Genomic DNA, 15,097 nt, shown 5'->3' with positions numbered 1-15,097 from the left:
GCCGCTGGCTTTTCAGCCGCCGCTGCCGGCGCCGGTGCGGCCGCTTCAGGGGCAGGTGCAGCGCCGCCTTCAGCTTCCAGCTCAAGCAGTTCGTCGCCTTCTTTCAAGCGGTCGCCCAGCTTTACTTTCAGGCTTTTGACGATACCGGCTTTAGGCGCAGGGATTTCCATGCTCGCCTTGTCCGATTCCAGCGTCAGAATGCTCTGATCGGCTTCGACACGGTCACCGACCTTTACAAACAGTTCGATGACTTCACCGTCACCGCTGCCGATGTCAGGTACTCGAATGAGTTCGCTCACAAAAATTCTCCTCAGCAGTCCAGTGGGTTGCGTTTTTCCGGGTTGATACCGAACTTGACGATAGCGTCTGCAATCACCTTAGGTTCGATTTCACCACGGTCAGCCAGGGCTTCCAGGGCTGCCAACACCACGAAGTGACGGTCTACTTCAAAGAAGTGACGCAGTTTTTTGCGGCTGTCGCTGCGGCCGAAACCGTCAGTGCCCAGCACTTTGAATTCCTTGACCGGTACCCACTGACGAATCTGCTCAGCGAACAGCTTCATGTAGTCAGTAGAAGCAATGACCGGACCTTTACGGCCAGTCAGGCACTCTTCAACGAAGGTGCGCTGTGGCTTCTGGCCAGGGTGCAGACGGTTGTGACGCTCAACGGCCAGGCCGTCGCGACGCAGTTCGTTGAAGCTGGTAACGCTCCATACGTCAGCGCCGACGTTGAACTCTTCACGCAGGATTTTCGCCGCTTCACGCACTTCACGCAGGATGGTGCCGGAGCCCATCAGCTGTACGTGGTGAGCCGCTTCCTTGGTGTCTTCTTCCAGCAGGTACATCCCTTTGACGATGCCTTCCTCAACACCGGCCGGCATGGCAGGTTGCTGGTACGACTCGTTCATCACGGTGATGTAGTAGAAGACGTCCTGTTGCTCTTCGGTCATCTTCTTCATGCCGTCCTGAATGATCACCGCCAGCTCATAGCCGTAGGTTGGGTCATAGGTGCGGCAGTTCGGGATGGTCGCGGCCAGGATGTGGCTGTGACCGTCTTCGTGTTGCAGGCCTTCACCGTTGAGCGTGGTACGCCCGGCGGTGCCGCCGATCAGGAAACCACGGGTGCGGCTGTCGCCAGCGGCCCAGGCCAGGTCGCCAATACGCTGGAAGCCGAACATCGAGTAGAAGATGTAGAACGGCAGCATTGGCTGGTTGTGGTTCGAGTACGAAGTACCGGCCGCGATGAAGGAGCTCATGGCGCCTGCTTCGTTGATGCCTTCTTCGAGGATCTGGCCCTTTTTGTCTTCCTTGTAGAACATCACCTGGTCTTTATCGACTGGCTCGTAGAGCTGGCCGACGGAGGAGTAGATGCCCAACTGACGGAACATGCCTTCCATACCGAAGGTACGGGCTTCGTCCGGGATGATCGGGACGATGCGCTGACCGATGTCCTTGTCCTTCACCAGCTGTGCCAGGATGCGCACGAACGCCATGGTGGTGGAAATTTCACGGTCGCCGGAACCGTCAAGGATGGCCTTGAGGGTGTCCAGTGGCGGGGTCGGAATGCTCAGGCTCTTGGCGCGACGCTGAGGCACGAAACCGCCCAGTGCAGTGCGGCGCTCGCTCAGGTAGCGGGCTTCGGCGCTGCCTTCTTCCGGTTTGAAGAATGGCAGGGACTCGATGTCTTCGTCTTTGACCGGGATGTCGAAACGGTCACGGAACAACTTCAGGCTGTCGACATCGACTTTCTTGGTGTTGTGCGCCGTGTTTTTCGCTTCGCCAGCGCCAGTGCCGTAACCCTTGATGGTCTTGGCCAGGATAACGGTTGGCTGGTCTTTATGGTTGACCGCTTCGTGGTACGCCGCGTAGACCTTGTACGGGTCGTGGCCGCCACGGTTGAGTTTCCAGATCTCGTCGTCGGACAAGTCAGCAACCATCGCCTTGAGTTCTGGCGTGTTGAAGAAGTGTTCACGTACGAACGCGCCGTCTTTGGCTTTGTAGTTCTGGTACTCGCCGTCGATGACTTCGTCCATGCGACGTTGCAGGATGCCGTCGACGTCTTTGGCCAGCAGCGGGTCCCAGAAACGGCCCCAGATGACTTTGGTCACGTTCCACTGAGCACCGCGGAACACGCCTTCGAGTTCCTGGATGATCTTGCCGTTGCCGCGAACCGGGCCGTCGAGGCGCTGCAGGTTGCAGTTGATGACGAAGATCAGGTTGTCGAGGTTTTCGCGGCCAGCCAGGGAGATGGCGCCCAGGGATTCCGGCTCGTCACACTCGCCGTCACCCAGGAAACACCAGACTTTTTGCTTGCCTGCAGGGATGTAGCCACGCGATTCCAGGTACTTCATGAAACGCGCCTGGTAGATCGCCTGGATCGGGCCAAGGCCCATGGATACCGTCGGGAACTGCCAGAAATCAGGCATCAGCCAAGGGTGCGGGTAGGACGACAGGCCCTGACCGTCGACTTCCTGGCGGAAGTTGTTCATTTGTTCTTCGCTGATGCGACCTTCCATGAACGCACGGGCATAAACGCCTGGCGAGGTGTGACCCTGGAAGTAGATCAGGTCGCCGCCGTGTTCTTCGGTCGGGGCCTGGAAGAAGTAGTTGAAGCCGATGTCATACAGGGTTGCGCTGGAAGCGAAGCTGGAGATATGACCGCCCAGGTCAGAATCTTTCAAGTTCGTGCGCATAACCATAGCCATGGCGTTCCAGCGTACCAGCGAGCGAATGCGGCGTTCCATGAACAGGTCGCCAGGCATGCGTGCTTCGTGGGTAACAGGAATCGTGTTGCGGTATGGAGTCGTGATGGCGTACGGGAGTTGCGAACCGGTGCGAGTAGCGAGCTCACCCATACGGGTCATCAGATAGTGAGCACGGTCTTCGCCTTCTTTGTCGAGAACCGATTCCAGGGCGTCCAGCCATTCCTGGGTTTCGACGGGATCGAGGTCTTGCATGGCTTGCTCCAGGGCGGAAAGGCTTCCAGAATCGGTTGCCTGAGTTTGCGACTGGCCTTGTGGGCAGACGACATAAATTCTTGGATGACCGGAAGGTTGATTCCGGCGTCGTGTAGTTTTACTACAAATCGTTGCTCATTTCAGCCTTTCGAGTGTTTGACTCAGTAGTAAAACTACAGGGAAGCCTTCGAAGGTCACCTGTTGGGTTGTGCGATAAATCGATATTGTTGGTTCTGTGTTTGGTATTTGGCCGTTGTGACAATGTTTTTTTGCTAAAGAATCACGTTTTTAAGCTATTTATAACCTTTGTTCGACAGTCGGGTTTAACCGCTGTTTCTTCCAGTCACCGTACTCGGCAATACCATCGCCGATCAAGGATAGACCATGAGCCTTCCCTCGCTTGCCGCAATCCCCTCCCTTTTATTGCCCCTTGCCAGCCGCGCCGAGCAGTCCTGGCGCAGTGCCGTGGCCGGTCTGGAAGGCGAGCAGGGACTCGACGAATGGTCGTCTGAACGCTGGTCAGACTTTGCCCGGGTGAGTGCGGCGAGCGACTTCTTTATTGAACAGGTGTTACGTGACCCTTTGATGTTGCTGGAACTGGTGAGCTGGGGTGAGCTGGACCGCAGCTTCGCCCCCGGCGAGTTGTGCGGGCAGATTGCCGAAGCCGCCCAGCAGGCACAAACCGACGAAGAGCTGGGCCGCGCCCTGCGCCGCCAGCGTACGCGCCAACAAGTGCGGATTATCTGGCGTGATTTGACCCGCCAGGCCGACCTGATAGAAACCTGCCGCGATTTGTCGGACATGGCCGATGCGAGCATCGATCAAGCCTACCGCTGGCTGTATGAGCGCCATTGCCAGCAGTTCGGCACGCCCATCGGGCACCGCAGCGGCGAGCCGCAACCGATGGTGATTTTGGGCATGGGCAAGCTCGGCGCCGTCGAGCTTAACCTGTCCTCGGACATCGACCTGATTTTCGCCTACCCCGAGGGCGGCGAAACTGTTGGCGCCAAGCGCCCGCTGGACAACCAGGAGTTCTTTATTCGCCTGGGTCAGCGCTTGATCAAGGCGCTGGACCCGATGACCGTCGACGGTTTTGTGTTCCGCGTTGACATGCGCCTGCGCCCGTACGGCTCGTCGGGCGCGCTGGTGCTGAGCTTTAACGCGCTGGAGCAGTATTACCAGGATCAGGGCCGCGACTGGGAACGCTACGCGATGATCAAGGCGCGGGTGGTGGCCGGTGATCAGGTGGCTGGCGCGCAGTTGCTGGAAATGCTGCGGCCCTTCGTCTATCGGCGTTACCTCGACTTCTCGGCCATCGAAGCGCTGCGCACCATGAAGCAGTTGATCCAGCAAGAAGTACGGCGCAAAGGCATGGCCGACAACATCAAACTGGGCGCGGGCGGCATTCGAGAAGTCGAGTTTATTGCCCAGGCGTTCCAGTTGATCCACGGCGGGCGCGACCTCAGCCTGCAACAGCGGCCGCTGCTTAAAGTGCTGAGCATCCTTGAGGGGCAAGGCTACCTGCCGGCTGCGGTGGTCAATGAGTTGCGCGAAGGTTATGAATTTTTGCGTTACACCGAGCACGCGATCCAGGCCATTGCTGACCGTCAGACGCAAATGCTCCCGGACGGCGAGCAAGATCAGGCGCGCATCGCCTTTATGATGGGCTTTGACACCTGGGCGCAGTTCCATGAACAACTGATGGCGTGGCGCGGGCGTATCGACTGGCATTTCCGTCAGGTGATTGCCGACCCGGACGAGGAAGAAGACCTCGACGAAGGCGAACTGATCGTCGGCGGCGAGTGGTTGCCGTTGTGGGAAGAAGTCCAGGACGACGCAGCAGCCTGTGCGCAATTAGAAGAAGCCGGGTTTGTCGATGCGCCCAAAGCCTTGAAACAATTGGCCAACCTGCGCTCCAGCCCACAGTTGCGCGCCATGCAGCGTTTGGGGCGTGAGCGTCTGGATGCGTTTATCCCGCGTTTGCTGGCGCAGGCGGTGGAACATGCCAACCCGGACCTGGTGCTGGAGCGCGTGTTGCCGCTGGTCGAGGCGGTGGCCCGCCGTTCGGCCTATCTGGTGTTGCTGACCGAAAACCCGGACGCGCTGCGCCGCCTGCTGACCTTGTGCGCGGCCAGCCCGTGGATTGCCGAGCAAATCACCCGCTTCCCGCTGTTGCTTGATGAGTTGCTCAACGAAGGGCGCCTGTTCAAGCCACCGTTGGCGCCCGAGTTGGCCGCCGAGCTGCGCGAGCGGCTCACGCGCATCCCCGAAGACGACCTTGAACAGCAGATGGAAGCGCTGCGTAACTTCAAGCTGGCGCATCGCCTGCGGGTGGCGGCCTCAGAAATCGCCGGTAGCTTGCCGCTGATGAAGGTCAGCGATTACCTGACCTGGCTAGCCGAGGCGATTCTGGAGCAAGTGCTGGCCCTGGCCTGGCGCCAAACGGTGGCCAAGTACGGCACGCCGCAGCGGGCGGACGGCAGCCTGTGCGACCCCGGCTTTATTATTGTGGGCTACGGCAAAGTCGGCGGTATCGAGCTTGGCCACGGCTCGGACCTGGACCTGGTGTTTATCCATGACGGCGACCCCAACGCCGAAACTGACGGTGCCAAGCCCATCGACAGCGCGCAGTTCTTCACCCGGCTGGGCCAGCGGATCATCCATTTGCTCACCGCGCAAACCAACTCCGGCCAGCTCTATGAAGTCGACATGCGCCTGCGTCCGTCAGGCGCTTCCGGGTTGTTGGTCAGCTCGCTCGGGGCTTTTGAGCGCTATCAACAGAACGAAGCCTGGACCTGGGAGCATCAGGCGCTGGTGCGGGCGCGAGTGCTGGTGGGCTGCCAACAGGTAGGCGCGGCCTTTGAAGCCGTGCGCGCGCAGGTGCTGGGCCGCGAGCGTGACTTGCCGACGCTGCGTCAGGAGGTCAGCGAGATGCGCGCCAAAATGCGCGACAACCTGGGCACCCGGCTGACCGCTGCCGGGACGGCGCAGAATGCCTTCGAGGCCACGGTGCCGTTCGACCTCAAGCAGGACGCCGGTGGTATCGTCGATATTGAATTTATGGTGCAATACGCGGCCCTGGCGTGGTCCAGGGAACACCCGGAACTGCTGCGCTATACCGATAACATCCGCATTCTTGAAGGGCTGGAACAGGCCGGGCTGATGCCCGCCAGTGATGCCAGCCTGTTGCGTGAGGCGTACAAAGCCTTCCGCGCCGTTGCCCACCGCCAGGCCTTGCAAAAGGAAGCCGGGGTGGTCAGTGGCGACCAATTGGTGGAAGCGCGACGAGATGTTCGGCGTATATGGGCGCAACTGGGCTTGAGCTAAGCTACGGCTAGCAATTACAGCGGGGAGGCAAGCGTCTGAAGCCGTCAGTAACGTGAACGCGGTCTTTGTAGGAGCGAGCTTGCCTCGCGATCTTTTGATCTTTAAAAGATCGCGAGGCAAGCTCGCTCCTACAGTTGAGTGTTCTGGCTGACGAGCATCAGGCCACTGCCTCCCTTGCTTGTTTATGGAAACTTATGAATATTTTGATCGTTGGGCCCAGCTGGGTCGGTGACATGGTGATGGCGCAGACACTGTTCCAGTGCCTGAAAAAGCGCCACCCACAGTGCGAAATCGATGTGCTGGCCCCTGAGTGGAGCCGGCCCATCCTTGAGCGCATGCCTGAAGTTCGCAAGGCCTTGAGCTTTCCGCTCGGCCATGGCGCGCTTGAACTGGCCACGCGACGCAAGATCGGCAAGTCCCTCAAGGGCCAATACGATCAGGCCATTTTGCTGCCCAACTCGTTGAAGTCGGCGTTGGTGCCGTTTTTCGCCGGTATTGCCAAGCGCACCGGCTGGCGCGGCGAGTTCCGTTACGGGTTGCTCAATGATGTGCGCACGCTGGACAAAGAACGCTACCCGTTAATGATCGAGCGCTTTATGGCGCTGGCCTATGATCCGGGCGCCGACCTGCCCAAGCCGTACCCGCGCCCAGATCTGCAAATCGAGCCGCAAAGCCGCGAGGCCGCCCTGAGCAAGTTCGGTCTGGAACTGGACCGTCCGGTGCTGGCGCTGTGCCCCGGCGCCGAGTTTGGTGAGTCCAAACGCTGGCCGTCCGAGCATTACGCCAAAGTCGCCGAGCAAAAGATCCGCGAAGGCTGGCAAGTGTGGCTGTTTGGCTCAAAAAACGATCACAGCGTCGGTGAAGACATCCGCGCCCGGTTGATTCCGGGCCTTCGCGAAGAGTCCGTCAACCTCAGCGGTGAAACCTCACTGGCCGAAGCCATTGACCTGCTGTCGTGCGCAGACGCCGTGGTGTCCAATGATTCCGGGCTGATGCACGTGGCCGCGGCGCTCAATCGCCCGCTGGTGGCGGTGTACGGTTCGACCTCGCCGGGTTTTACCCCGCCATTGGCCGACCAGGTTGAAGTGGTGCGCCTTGGCCTGGAATGCAGCCCGTGCTTTGAGCGCACCTGCCGTTTCGGCCACTACAATTGCTTGCGCGAACTGATGCCGGCACCGGTGATTGAAGCCTTGCAACGCCTGCAGGTCACCCCGGTCGAGGTCAATTAGGTGCGTGTTCTGTTGGTGAAAACCTCATCCCTTGGGGATGTGATTCATGCCTTGCCGGCGCTGACCGATGCGGCCCGGGCCATTCCGGGCATCACCTTTGACTGGGTGGTGGAAGAAGGCTTTGCCGAAATCCCGACCTGGCACCCGGCCGTGGGCAAGGTGATTCCGGTGGCGATCCGCCGCTGGCGCAAAAATATCTGGGAAACCCTCAAGAGCGGCGAGTGGAAGCGCTTCAAGCAAGCCCTGCGCGCCGAAAAATATGATCTGGTGATCGACGCCCAAGGGCTGGTCAAAAGTGCTTTTTTGACCCGCTACGTCAAGGCGCCGGTGGCAGGGCTGGACAAACACTCCGCCCGTGAGCCGCTGGCCAGCCACTTTTATCAGCGCCGCCTGGCCGTAGCCCGTGGGCAGCATGCGGTCGAGCGTTTGCGCCAATTGTTTGCCGTCGCGCTGGGCTATGACCTGCCCAAAGGGCTGGGTGATTACGGCCTCGATGTTGAGCGCCTGGTTGAATTACCGCGCAGCAAACCTTATGCAGTGTTCTTGCATGGCACCACGTGGGACACCAAACACTGGCCCGAAACCTACTGGCGCGATTTGACGGTGCGCATGGGCCATTTGGGCCTCGAAGTGCGCTTGCCGTGGGGCAACCCGGCTGAAAAGGCCCGTGCTGAACGCATTGCCAACGGTCTGAAAAACGCCGTGGTCCTGCCCAAGCTGAACCTCGCAGGCGTGGCCAAAGTGCTGGCCAATGCCAGCGCATGCGTGGCGGTGGACACCGGGCTGGGGCATTTGGCAGCGGCACTGGATGTGCCGACCATTTCCCTGTTTGGCCCCACCAACCCCGGGCTCACGGGCGCGTACGGCAAGGTGCAGATCCACTTGGCCAGCGATTTCCCGTGTGCGCCGTGCCTGCAAAAAAAATGCACTTACCAGCCGACTGCACAGGACCAGCAGCGGTTTGATCTGAAAAACGAGTGGCCGTTGTGCTTCACTCGTCTGAACCCTGAGCGTGTCGCAAGTCGATTAAGCACGTTGTTACTGGCTGAGGAACTGCGCTGATGCAACTGGCTTTTGTGCTGTACAAATACTTCCCGTTTGGCGGGCTGCAACGCGATTTCATGCGCATTGCGCTGGAGTGCCAGAAGCGTGGGCACCAGATCCGTGTGTACACGATGATCTGGGAAGGCGATATCCCGCCCGGCTTCGAAGTGCTGGTGGCGCCGGTCAAGGCGTTCCATAACCACACCCGTAACGAAAAAATGCTCGCCTGGATGCAAGCCGATCTGGCCAAGCGCCCGGTCGACCGTTTGATTGGCTTCAATAAAATGCCCGGCCTGGACGTGTACTACGCCGCCGACGGCTGCTTTGAAGACAAGGCGCAAAACCTGCGCCACTCGTTCTACCGCTTCTTCAAGCGCTACAAGCACTTTGCTGAATACGAGCGCGCGGTGTTCGACAAGAACGCCAAGACTGAAATCCTGATGATTTCTGAAGTCCAGCAGCCGCTGTTCATCAAGCATTACGACACCCCGTTGCAGCGTTTTCATTTGCTGCCGCCGGGCATTGCGCTGGACCGTCGTGCGCCGCCGAATGCGGCTGAGATTCGCGCCGAGTTCCGCCGCGAATTCAACCTGGCCGACGACGACCTGTTGCTGGTGCAAATCGGCTCGGGGTTCAAGACCAAAGGCGTCGACCGCAGCCTCAAAGCCCTAGCGGCGTTGCCGTCCGAGCTTAAAAAGCGCACCAAATTGTTGGTAATCGGTCAGGACGACCCCAAGGTCTTTCAATTGCAAAGCGCCACGTTGGGGCTGGGCGAGCACGTGCAGTTTCTTAAGGGGCGCAGTGACATCCCGCGCTTCCTGCTGGGCGCTGATGTGCTGATCCATCCGGCCTACAACGAAAACACCGGCACCGTTCTGCTTGAAGCCTTGGTGGCGGGTTTGCCGGTATTGGTCAGCGCGGTGTGCGGCTATGCCCATTACATCAGCGACGCCGATGCGGGCCTGGTGCTGGACGAACCGTTCGAACAGACGCAACTCAATGATTATCTGACCCACATGTTGTCCGACGATGCTGCGCGCGCGGCCTGGAGCCAAAATGGCCTGGCCTACGCGCAGACGGCCGACCTCTATAGCATGCCGCAGCATGCTGCGGATGTGATTCTGGCGGAGCAACACTGATGAAACTGATACTTGCCGAACCTTTCAAACGCTTGTGGGATGGGCGCGATGCGTTCACCGAAGTCGAGCAGTTGAGCGGTGAGGTTTACCGCGAACTGGACGGCCGCCGTACCTTGCGTACGGAAGTCGACGGGCGCGGTTACTTTGTGAAGATCCACCGTGGCATTGGTTGGGGTGAAGTGTTCAAAAACCTGCTCACCGCCAAACTGCCGGTGCTCGGTGCCGGCCAGGAATGGCGGGCGATCAAGCGTTTGCACGAAGTTGGTGTGCCGACCATGACCGCTGTGGCCTATGGCGAAAAGGGCAGCAACCCGGCCCAGCAGCACTCGTTCATCATCACCGAAGAGCTGGCGCCGACCGTCAGCCTTGAAGACTTCAGCCTTAATTGGCTCAAGCAGCCGCCGCATCCCAGGCTCAAGCGTGGGTTGATCGCCGAAGTGGCACGCATGACCGGCATGATGCACCGCGCGGGCGTTAACCATCGCGACTGCTATATCTGCCACTTTTTGCTGCACACCGACACGCCGGTGACCGCTGACAACCTGCGCCTGTCGCTCATCGACCTGCACCGTGCCCAGACCCGCGCCGTGATCAGTCGGCGCTGGCGCAACAAAGACCTGGCCGCGCTGTACTTTTCGGCGCTGGACATTGGCCTGACCCAACGCGACAAGCTGCGCTTTTTGCGCGGTTACTTCCAGATGCCGCTGCGCCAGATCCTGCGCGAAGAAGCGCGCTTGCTGGCCTGGCTTGAAGGCAAGGCGCAAAAACTCTACGAGCGCAAAGTGCGCTATGGAGATGCACTGTAATGGCGGGTTGGACTCTGGAACCCGCTTACCGCGCGTTGGCACATGATTTTGGCAGTCTCGATGCCGTGTTTGCCCTGCAAGGCGAGCACCTGACCCGCGATCCGTTGTCGCAAGTGATCCGCGTCGAGCGTGATGGCGTCAATTACTACGTCAAGCGCTACACCGGCGCGGGCAAAGGACTACGCCGCTATCTGGGCCGCCCGCGAGTGAAATCCGAATGGCAGAACCTCAAGCGTTTTGCCAAGTGGGGCATCCCGACCGCCGAAGTGGTGGCCTGGGGCCTGGAGCGTAAAGGCTTTGCCTACGCCCGTGGCGCGATGATTACCCGCGAACTGCCCAACACCCGCGATTTGTCGGAGCTGGCGGACAACAACGACCCGCTGCTCAAGGACCGTGCCTGGGTCGACGGTGTCAGCCGCCAACTGGCGCGCTACACCAAGACCATGCACGACCATCGCTTTACCCATAACGATTTGAAGTGGCGCAACCTGCTGATCGACGATCAGGCGCGCCTGTACTTGATCGACTGCCCCAACGGCGACTTCTGGCGCGGTTTCTGGCTCAAGTACCGGATCACCAAAGACCTGGCGTGCCTCGACAAAGTGGCCAAGTACCACCTGACAGCCACCCAGCGTTTGCGCTTTTATTTCCAATACACCGGGCGCACCACACTCAACGCGGCGGACAAAGAGCGGGTCCGTCATATCGTGCGTTTTTTTGAGGGCCGGGAATGACTGATTTTTTGGCAGGAGCCGAACGGGGTTTGCTGGAACGCAATGGATTGGCGGATTTCGATGCCCTGTGGAACCTGCAACTGGACGCGGTCGATGAGCCCAACACCAGCCGTGGCGGCTGGAGCACGGTGTTTCGCATGGACCTCGAAGGCCAGGGCTTTTACCTCAAGCGCCAGAGCAATTATCTGACCCGCACCTTGCACAGCCCGTTGGGCGAGCCGAGCTTTGCCCGCGAGTTTCGCAATATTCAGCGTTACCAGCAGTTGGGCATTCCGGCGCTGGAAGCGGTGTTCTTTGGTGAGCGTAAAGTCTCTGGCGAGCGTCGGGCCATTCTGATGACCCGCGCGCTGGACGGCTGGAACGACCTCGATTCCCTGCTCGAACACTGGCCGCAACTGACCCACGCGCAGCAGCAAGCGATCTTGCGCACCTGCGGTCAGTTGGCGCGTCAACTGCACGCTGCGCGTCAGGTGCATGGCTGTTTCTACCCTAAGCACATCTTTTTGCAGGCAGACGGCGAGGGCTATCGTGCCCAGTTGATCGACCTGGAAAAGACCCGCCCCTTACTGCTGGGCCAGCGTGACCGGGTCAAAGACATCGAACCGTTGTTGCGCCGGGCTCAGGTCTGGAACGCTGATGACGTGCGTACGCTGCTTGCGGCGTACCTTGAACAGCCGGTCGAGAGCGGTTTGGTCGATGCCTGGTTTGAGCGTTTGAATGTTCGTCGCAGCCACAAGGAGAGCCGCTGATGCGCTTGTCCGAATTGCAAAAGGCCGGACGCACGCCGTCGTTACCGCTGAGCATTGAACTGGCTGACGCAGCCGGGCCTGCGCAATTGCAGCTGTTGAGCCTGCTGCGGGTGTTGCCGGGGCAGCGCTACGTGGGTGCCGGCGTGTGGCGCGGGCGTACCGTGCTGGCCAAATTAATGGTCGGCAGCAAGGCGGCGCGCAACTTTCAGCGTGAGCTGACCGGCGTGCGCCTGTTGGCAGAGCAAGGCCTGACCACGCCGCAACTGCTGGCTGACGGTCTGCAAGAAGGCGAGGGCGGCTGGCTGCTGTTTGAGTTTCTTGAGCACGCGCAAAGCCTGGGCGATGCCTGGAATGCAGTTGCGGCGTTGCCAGTGTTGGCTGACGAGCAACAGGCGGTGCTGGCCGAGGCGCTGGAAGCGATCGGGCAGATGCACCTCAAGGGCCTGTGGCAAGAAGACCTGCACCTGGACAACCTGCTGCGCTGCAACGGCAAACTGTATTTGATCGACGGCGCGGGTATTTGCGTCGAAGAGGCGGGCAAGCCGCTGTCACGGCAAAAAGTCCTGGAAAACCTTGGGGTGTTCTTCGCCCAACTGCCGAAAAGCCTTGAGCCGTTTATTGAAGAACTGCTGGTGCATTACCTGCTGAGCAACGGCGAACACGCCTTGCCACTGGAGGCGCTGCTCAAGCAGGTCGAAAAAGTCCGCGCCTGGCGCCTCAACGACTTCATGAACAAAGTGGGCCGCGACTGCACCTTTTTCAGCGTGCAGAGCGGGGCGTTTGCCTTGCGCGCATTTGCCCGCGAAGAAGAAGCGGCGATGTTGCCCGTAGTGGCCAAGGCCGATGCGCTGCTCGACCAGGGCCACCTATACAAAACCGGCGGCGCGGCCAGCGTGGGCAAGGTTGAGGTGGCGGGCCGCAGCCTGGTGGTCAAGCGCTACAACATCAAAGGCTTTGCCCACTGGCTTAAACGCTTCTGGCGCCCGAGCCGGGCATGGCATTCATGGCAAGAAGGCAATCGGCTGCTGTTTCTTGGCATCGCCACGCCCAAGCCGCTGGCGCTGCTGGAAACCCGCTTTTTGTGGTTGCGTGGCAAAGCGTATCTGGTCACCGAATACCTGCCCGGCCCGGACATCATCGAGCGTTTTGCGCCGTATCAAGACAGCGGCGACGCCCCTGAAGCCGAATTGCAGGCACTGGACCAGTTGTTTGCCAACCTGATTCGCGAGCGCATCAGCCACGGCGACCTTAAAGGCCATAACGTGTTCTGGGCAGACGGGCGCTGGGCCTTGATTGACCTGGACTCCATGTGCCAGCACTCATCGCAAAGCAGCTTCGCCACGGCCTACGCCCGCGACCGCGCGCGCTTTATGCGCAATTGGCCGGCGAGCAGCGCGTTGTATCACGTGATTGATGAACGCTTGCCCAAAGCGGTGTAACCCCACCCTGTAGGAGCGAGCTTGTCTCGCGATCTTTTGATCGTTTAAAAGATCGCGAGGCAAGCTCGCTCCTACAAGGTGTTTGGCGCGACTTAGAAGCTGTATTGCGCCCCGGCGCCGGCGTACCACGAGCGGCCCGGTGCGGCTTCGTAGAAGCGGTTGTTGCCGTCGGCAACGATCACTGAGCCCACGTATTGGCGGTCTAGCAGGTTGTCCAGGCGCAAGGTCTGGTGGAAGGTCCAGTGATCAACCTTTTGCTCAAACTTCGCGCGCCAGTTGAACACGCTGTAGGCCGGTGCGGCTTTTTGCGTGTTGGTGTCTTCGACGTAGACCTTGCTGCGGTACATGCCCTCGATGGCGGTGCTGACCCAGTCGGCAGGTTTCCAGTTCACTTCGGCAAACAAAGTGGTCTGCGGCACGCCCGGCAGGTCGTTGCCTTTATCAATGAGGCCTTTGGGGCTGGTGAAGTCGCGGTCATAGGTGGCTTGCAGCCGGGTGTAGGCCAGGGTGGTGGTCCAGTCGTCGGCAAGCTGGCTTTCGACCCCCAGCTCGAAGCCGCGACGCAGGGTGCGGCCCGCGTTCTGGTAGGTGGTGCGCCCGCCGGTATTGCTCAGCACCACCAGTTCGTCGGAGGTGGTGATCTGGAAGATGGCGGCATTGATGCGCGTGTTGGCGAGCTGAGCTTTCAAGCCCATTTCGTACTGCGTGCTTTCAGACGGTTTGAGGCCAAAGTTGAAGCCATTGCCGTTTGGCGAGTAGGCCAATTCCGCCTGAGTCGGTGTTTCAAAACCTTTGCCCGCGCTGACATAACCATGCAGCTCTGGGGTAAAGGCGTACATCACACTCATCGAGGGCGTGGCTTTTTCGTAGCGCTTGGTGCCGCTGTCGTCGCCGTTGCTCAAAAATTGATCATGTACGTCCAGTTCCATGGTGCTGTAGCGCAGGCCGGCCTGGACGGTCCAGTTGTCGATGGCCCAGTTGGCCTGCACGTACGGGTCGAGGCTGCGGGCGGTGTCGATTTCGTCGCGCACCAGCGCGCCTTTCACGCCCAGTTGGTCGCCCACAAAGTTTTGGTAGCCGTGGCGGCTGTCCCGGCTCTGGTCGTAGTCCAGCCCGCCAATCAGGGTCAGGTCGCCGGGCACGCTGTGCACCGGTTGCAGCCAGCGCAGGCTGCCGCCATAGAACTTGCGGTCGAATTGCACCACGCCGCCGCCCTGGTTGTTGCCGGGCGTGCCTTTGGGGATCGCCAGGTACTGGATCACGCTGCGGGTGCCGTTGTAGGCATTGACCTGCAAGGTGGCATCGCCGAAGTAGCGCTCGTAGTTCAGGCCCACTTGTTGATGGTCGATGCTTTTGCGGGTGTTGTAGGTCAGTGCCGCCGGTGTCACCGAGCGTGGGTCGGCTTTGTAGGCTGCCCAGGTTTGGCCCAGCGGGTCTTGGGTGCCGTTTTGCTCAAGGCTGCTGTAAATCAGCGCCAGTTTGCTGTCTTCGTCGGGCTTTAGGTTGAGCTTGGCAAAGGTCTGGTCGCGGCGGGCGGCGCTGTGGTCGCGGTAGCCGTCGGTGTCCATGCGCGAGGCGTCGAGCACAAAGCCCACGTCGTCTGTCGCGCCTTCGGCCGTGAGGTGGTTTTTGCTCATGCCGTCGCTGCCCACCAGGGTTTCGGCGCCGATGCGC

11 protein-coding genes are annotated in these 15,097 nt (G+C 60.2%); 8 read left to right on the top strand and 3 right to left on the bottom strand.

The genetic code is table 11. The features are described from left to right. Both GHO41_RS25635 and aceE read right to left on the bottom strand, forming a co-directional pair. Positions 1 to 299 (bottom strand): biotin/lipoyl-containing protein (locus GHO41_RS25635; RefSeq protein WP_371929040.1); only part of this gene is annotated, 299 nt, incomplete at its 3' end. An 11-nt stretch (positions 300 to 310) separates the two neighbouring features. Continuing rightward, positions 311 to 2,956: a pyruvate dehydrogenase (acetyl-transferring), homodimeric type gene (aceE, locus tag GHO41_RS25630; protein WP_048366655.1), complete on the bottom strand. Its 2,646-nt coding sequence runs from the start codon at positions 2,954 to 2,956 to the stop codon at positions 311 to 313. 384 nt (positions 2,957 to 3,340) lie between these two features. Here aceE and glnE point away from each other — a divergent pair, with 384 nt between their 5' ends. The 8 genes from glnE to GHO41_RS25590 all read left to right on the top strand — a co-directional run bounded on the left by glnE (position 3,341) and on the right by GHO41_RS25590 (position 13,423). Then, a complete protein-coding gene (gene glnE, locus GHO41_RS25625) occupies positions 3,341 to 6,283 on the top strand; it encodes a bifunctional [glutamate--ammonia ligase]-adenylyl-L-tyrosine phosphorylase/[glutamate--ammonia-ligase] adenylyltransferase (RefSeq protein ID WP_153435013.1) in 2,943 nt (980 codons plus the stop codon). Between the two features lie 194 nt (positions 6,284 to 6,477). After that, positions 6,478 to 7,512 (top strand): lipopolysaccharide heptosyltransferase II, encoded by a 1,035-nt coding sequence (gene waaF / locus GHO41_RS25620; RefSeq protein ID WP_153435012.1) that lies wholly within the window; start codon positions 6,478 to 6,480, stop codon positions 7,510 to 7,512. Further along, positions 7,513 to 8,574 (top strand): lipopolysaccharide heptosyltransferase I, encoded by a 1,062-nt coding sequence (waaC, locus tag GHO41_RS25615; protein ID WP_123751120.1) that lies wholly within the window; start codon positions 7,513 to 7,515, stop codon positions 8,572 to 8,574. After that, entirely contained in the window at positions 8,574 to 9,695 is a 1,122-nt protein-coding gene (locus tag GHO41_RS25610; protein ID WP_048366651.1) for a glycosyltransferase family 4 protein, read from the top strand. The genes waaC and GHO41_RS25610 overlap by 1 nt, the downstream gene beginning before the upstream one ends. After that, on the top strand, positions 9,695 to 10,501 hold the full coding sequence (gene rfaP, locus GHO41_RS25605) for a lipopolysaccharide core heptose(I) kinase RfaP (protein ID WP_153435011.1): 807 nt from the start codon (positions 9,695 to 9,697) through the stop codon (positions 10,499 to 10,501). The genes GHO41_RS25610 and rfaP overlap by 1 nt, the downstream gene beginning before the upstream one ends. After that, entirely contained in the window at positions 10,501 to 11,235 is a 735-nt protein-coding gene (locus GHO41_RS25600) for a lipopolysaccharide kinase InaA family protein (protein ID WP_048366649.1), read from the top strand. The genes rfaP and GHO41_RS25600 overlap by 1 nt, the downstream gene beginning before the upstream one ends. Then, the gene (locus GHO41_RS25595) at positions 11,232 to 11,984 is read left to right on the top strand and encodes a lipopolysaccharide kinase InaA family protein (RefSeq protein ID WP_153332619.1); all 753 of its coding nucleotides are present in this window, start codon (positions 11,232 to 11,234) and stop codon (positions 11,982 to 11,984) included. The genes GHO41_RS25600 and GHO41_RS25595 overlap by 4 nt, the downstream gene beginning before the upstream one ends. Then, positions 11,984 to 13,423 carry a lipopolysaccharide kinase InaA family protein gene (locus GHO41_RS25590; RefSeq protein ID WP_153435010.1) on the top strand — a complete coding sequence of 480 codons (1,440 nt, stop codon included), beginning with the start codon at positions 11,984 to 11,986 and terminating at the stop codon, positions 13,421 to 13,423. Before GHO41_RS25595 ends, GHO41_RS25590 begins: the two co-directional genes overlap by 1 nt. A 92-nt stretch (positions 13,424 to 13,515) precedes the next feature. Here the strand turns inward: GHO41_RS25590 and GHO41_RS25585 are convergent. Continuing rightward, positions 13,516 to 15,097 (bottom strand): TonB-dependent receptor (locus tag GHO41_RS25585; RefSeq protein WP_153435009.1); only part of this gene is annotated, 1,582 nt, incomplete at its 5' end.

This window comes from Pseudomonas sp. FSL R10-0399 (assembly GCF_009600165.1).
In the GTDB taxonomy this organism is placed as follows: Bacteria; Pseudomonadota; Gammaproteobacteria; order Pseudomonadales; family Pseudomonadaceae; genus Aquipseudomonas; species Aquipseudomonas helleri.
Note: the sequence above shows the minus strand (reverse complement) of the source record. Positions and strands in the feature narration are given on the sequence as shown.

Bases quoted from the DNA above. Each gene is read 5' to 3' on its own strand.
- GHO41_RS25595 (WP_153332619.1), top strand. From the start codon at position 11,232: ATGACTGATTTTTTGGCAGGAGCCGAACGGGGTTTGCTGGAACGCAAT.
- glnE (WP_153435013.1), top strand. From the start codon at position 3,341: ATGAGCCTTCCCTCGCTTGCCGCAATCCCCTCCCTTTTATTGCCCCTT.
- waaF (WP_153435012.1), top strand. From the start codon at position 6,478: ATGAATATTTTGATCGTTGGGCCCAGCTGGGTCGGTGACATGGTGATG.
- aceE (WP_048366655.1), bottom strand. From the start codon at position 2,956: ATGCAAGACCTCGATCCCGTCGAAACCCAGGAATGGCTGGACGCCCTG.
- GHO41_RS25600 (WP_048366649.1), top strand. From the start codon at position 10,501: ATGGCGGGTTGGACTCTGGAACCCGCTTACCGCGCGTTGGCACATGAT.
- rfaP (WP_153435011.1), top strand. From the start codon at position 9,695: ATGAAACTGATACTTGCCGAACCTTTCAAACGCTTGTGGGATGGGCGC.
- GHO41_RS25610 (WP_048366651.1), top strand. From the start codon at position 8,574: ATGCAACTGGCTTTTGTGCTGTACAAATACTTCCCGTTTGGCGGGCTG.
- GHO41_RS25590 (WP_153435010.1), top strand. From the start codon at position 11,984: ATGCGCTTGTCCGAATTGCAAAAGGCCGGACGCACGCCGTCGTTACCG.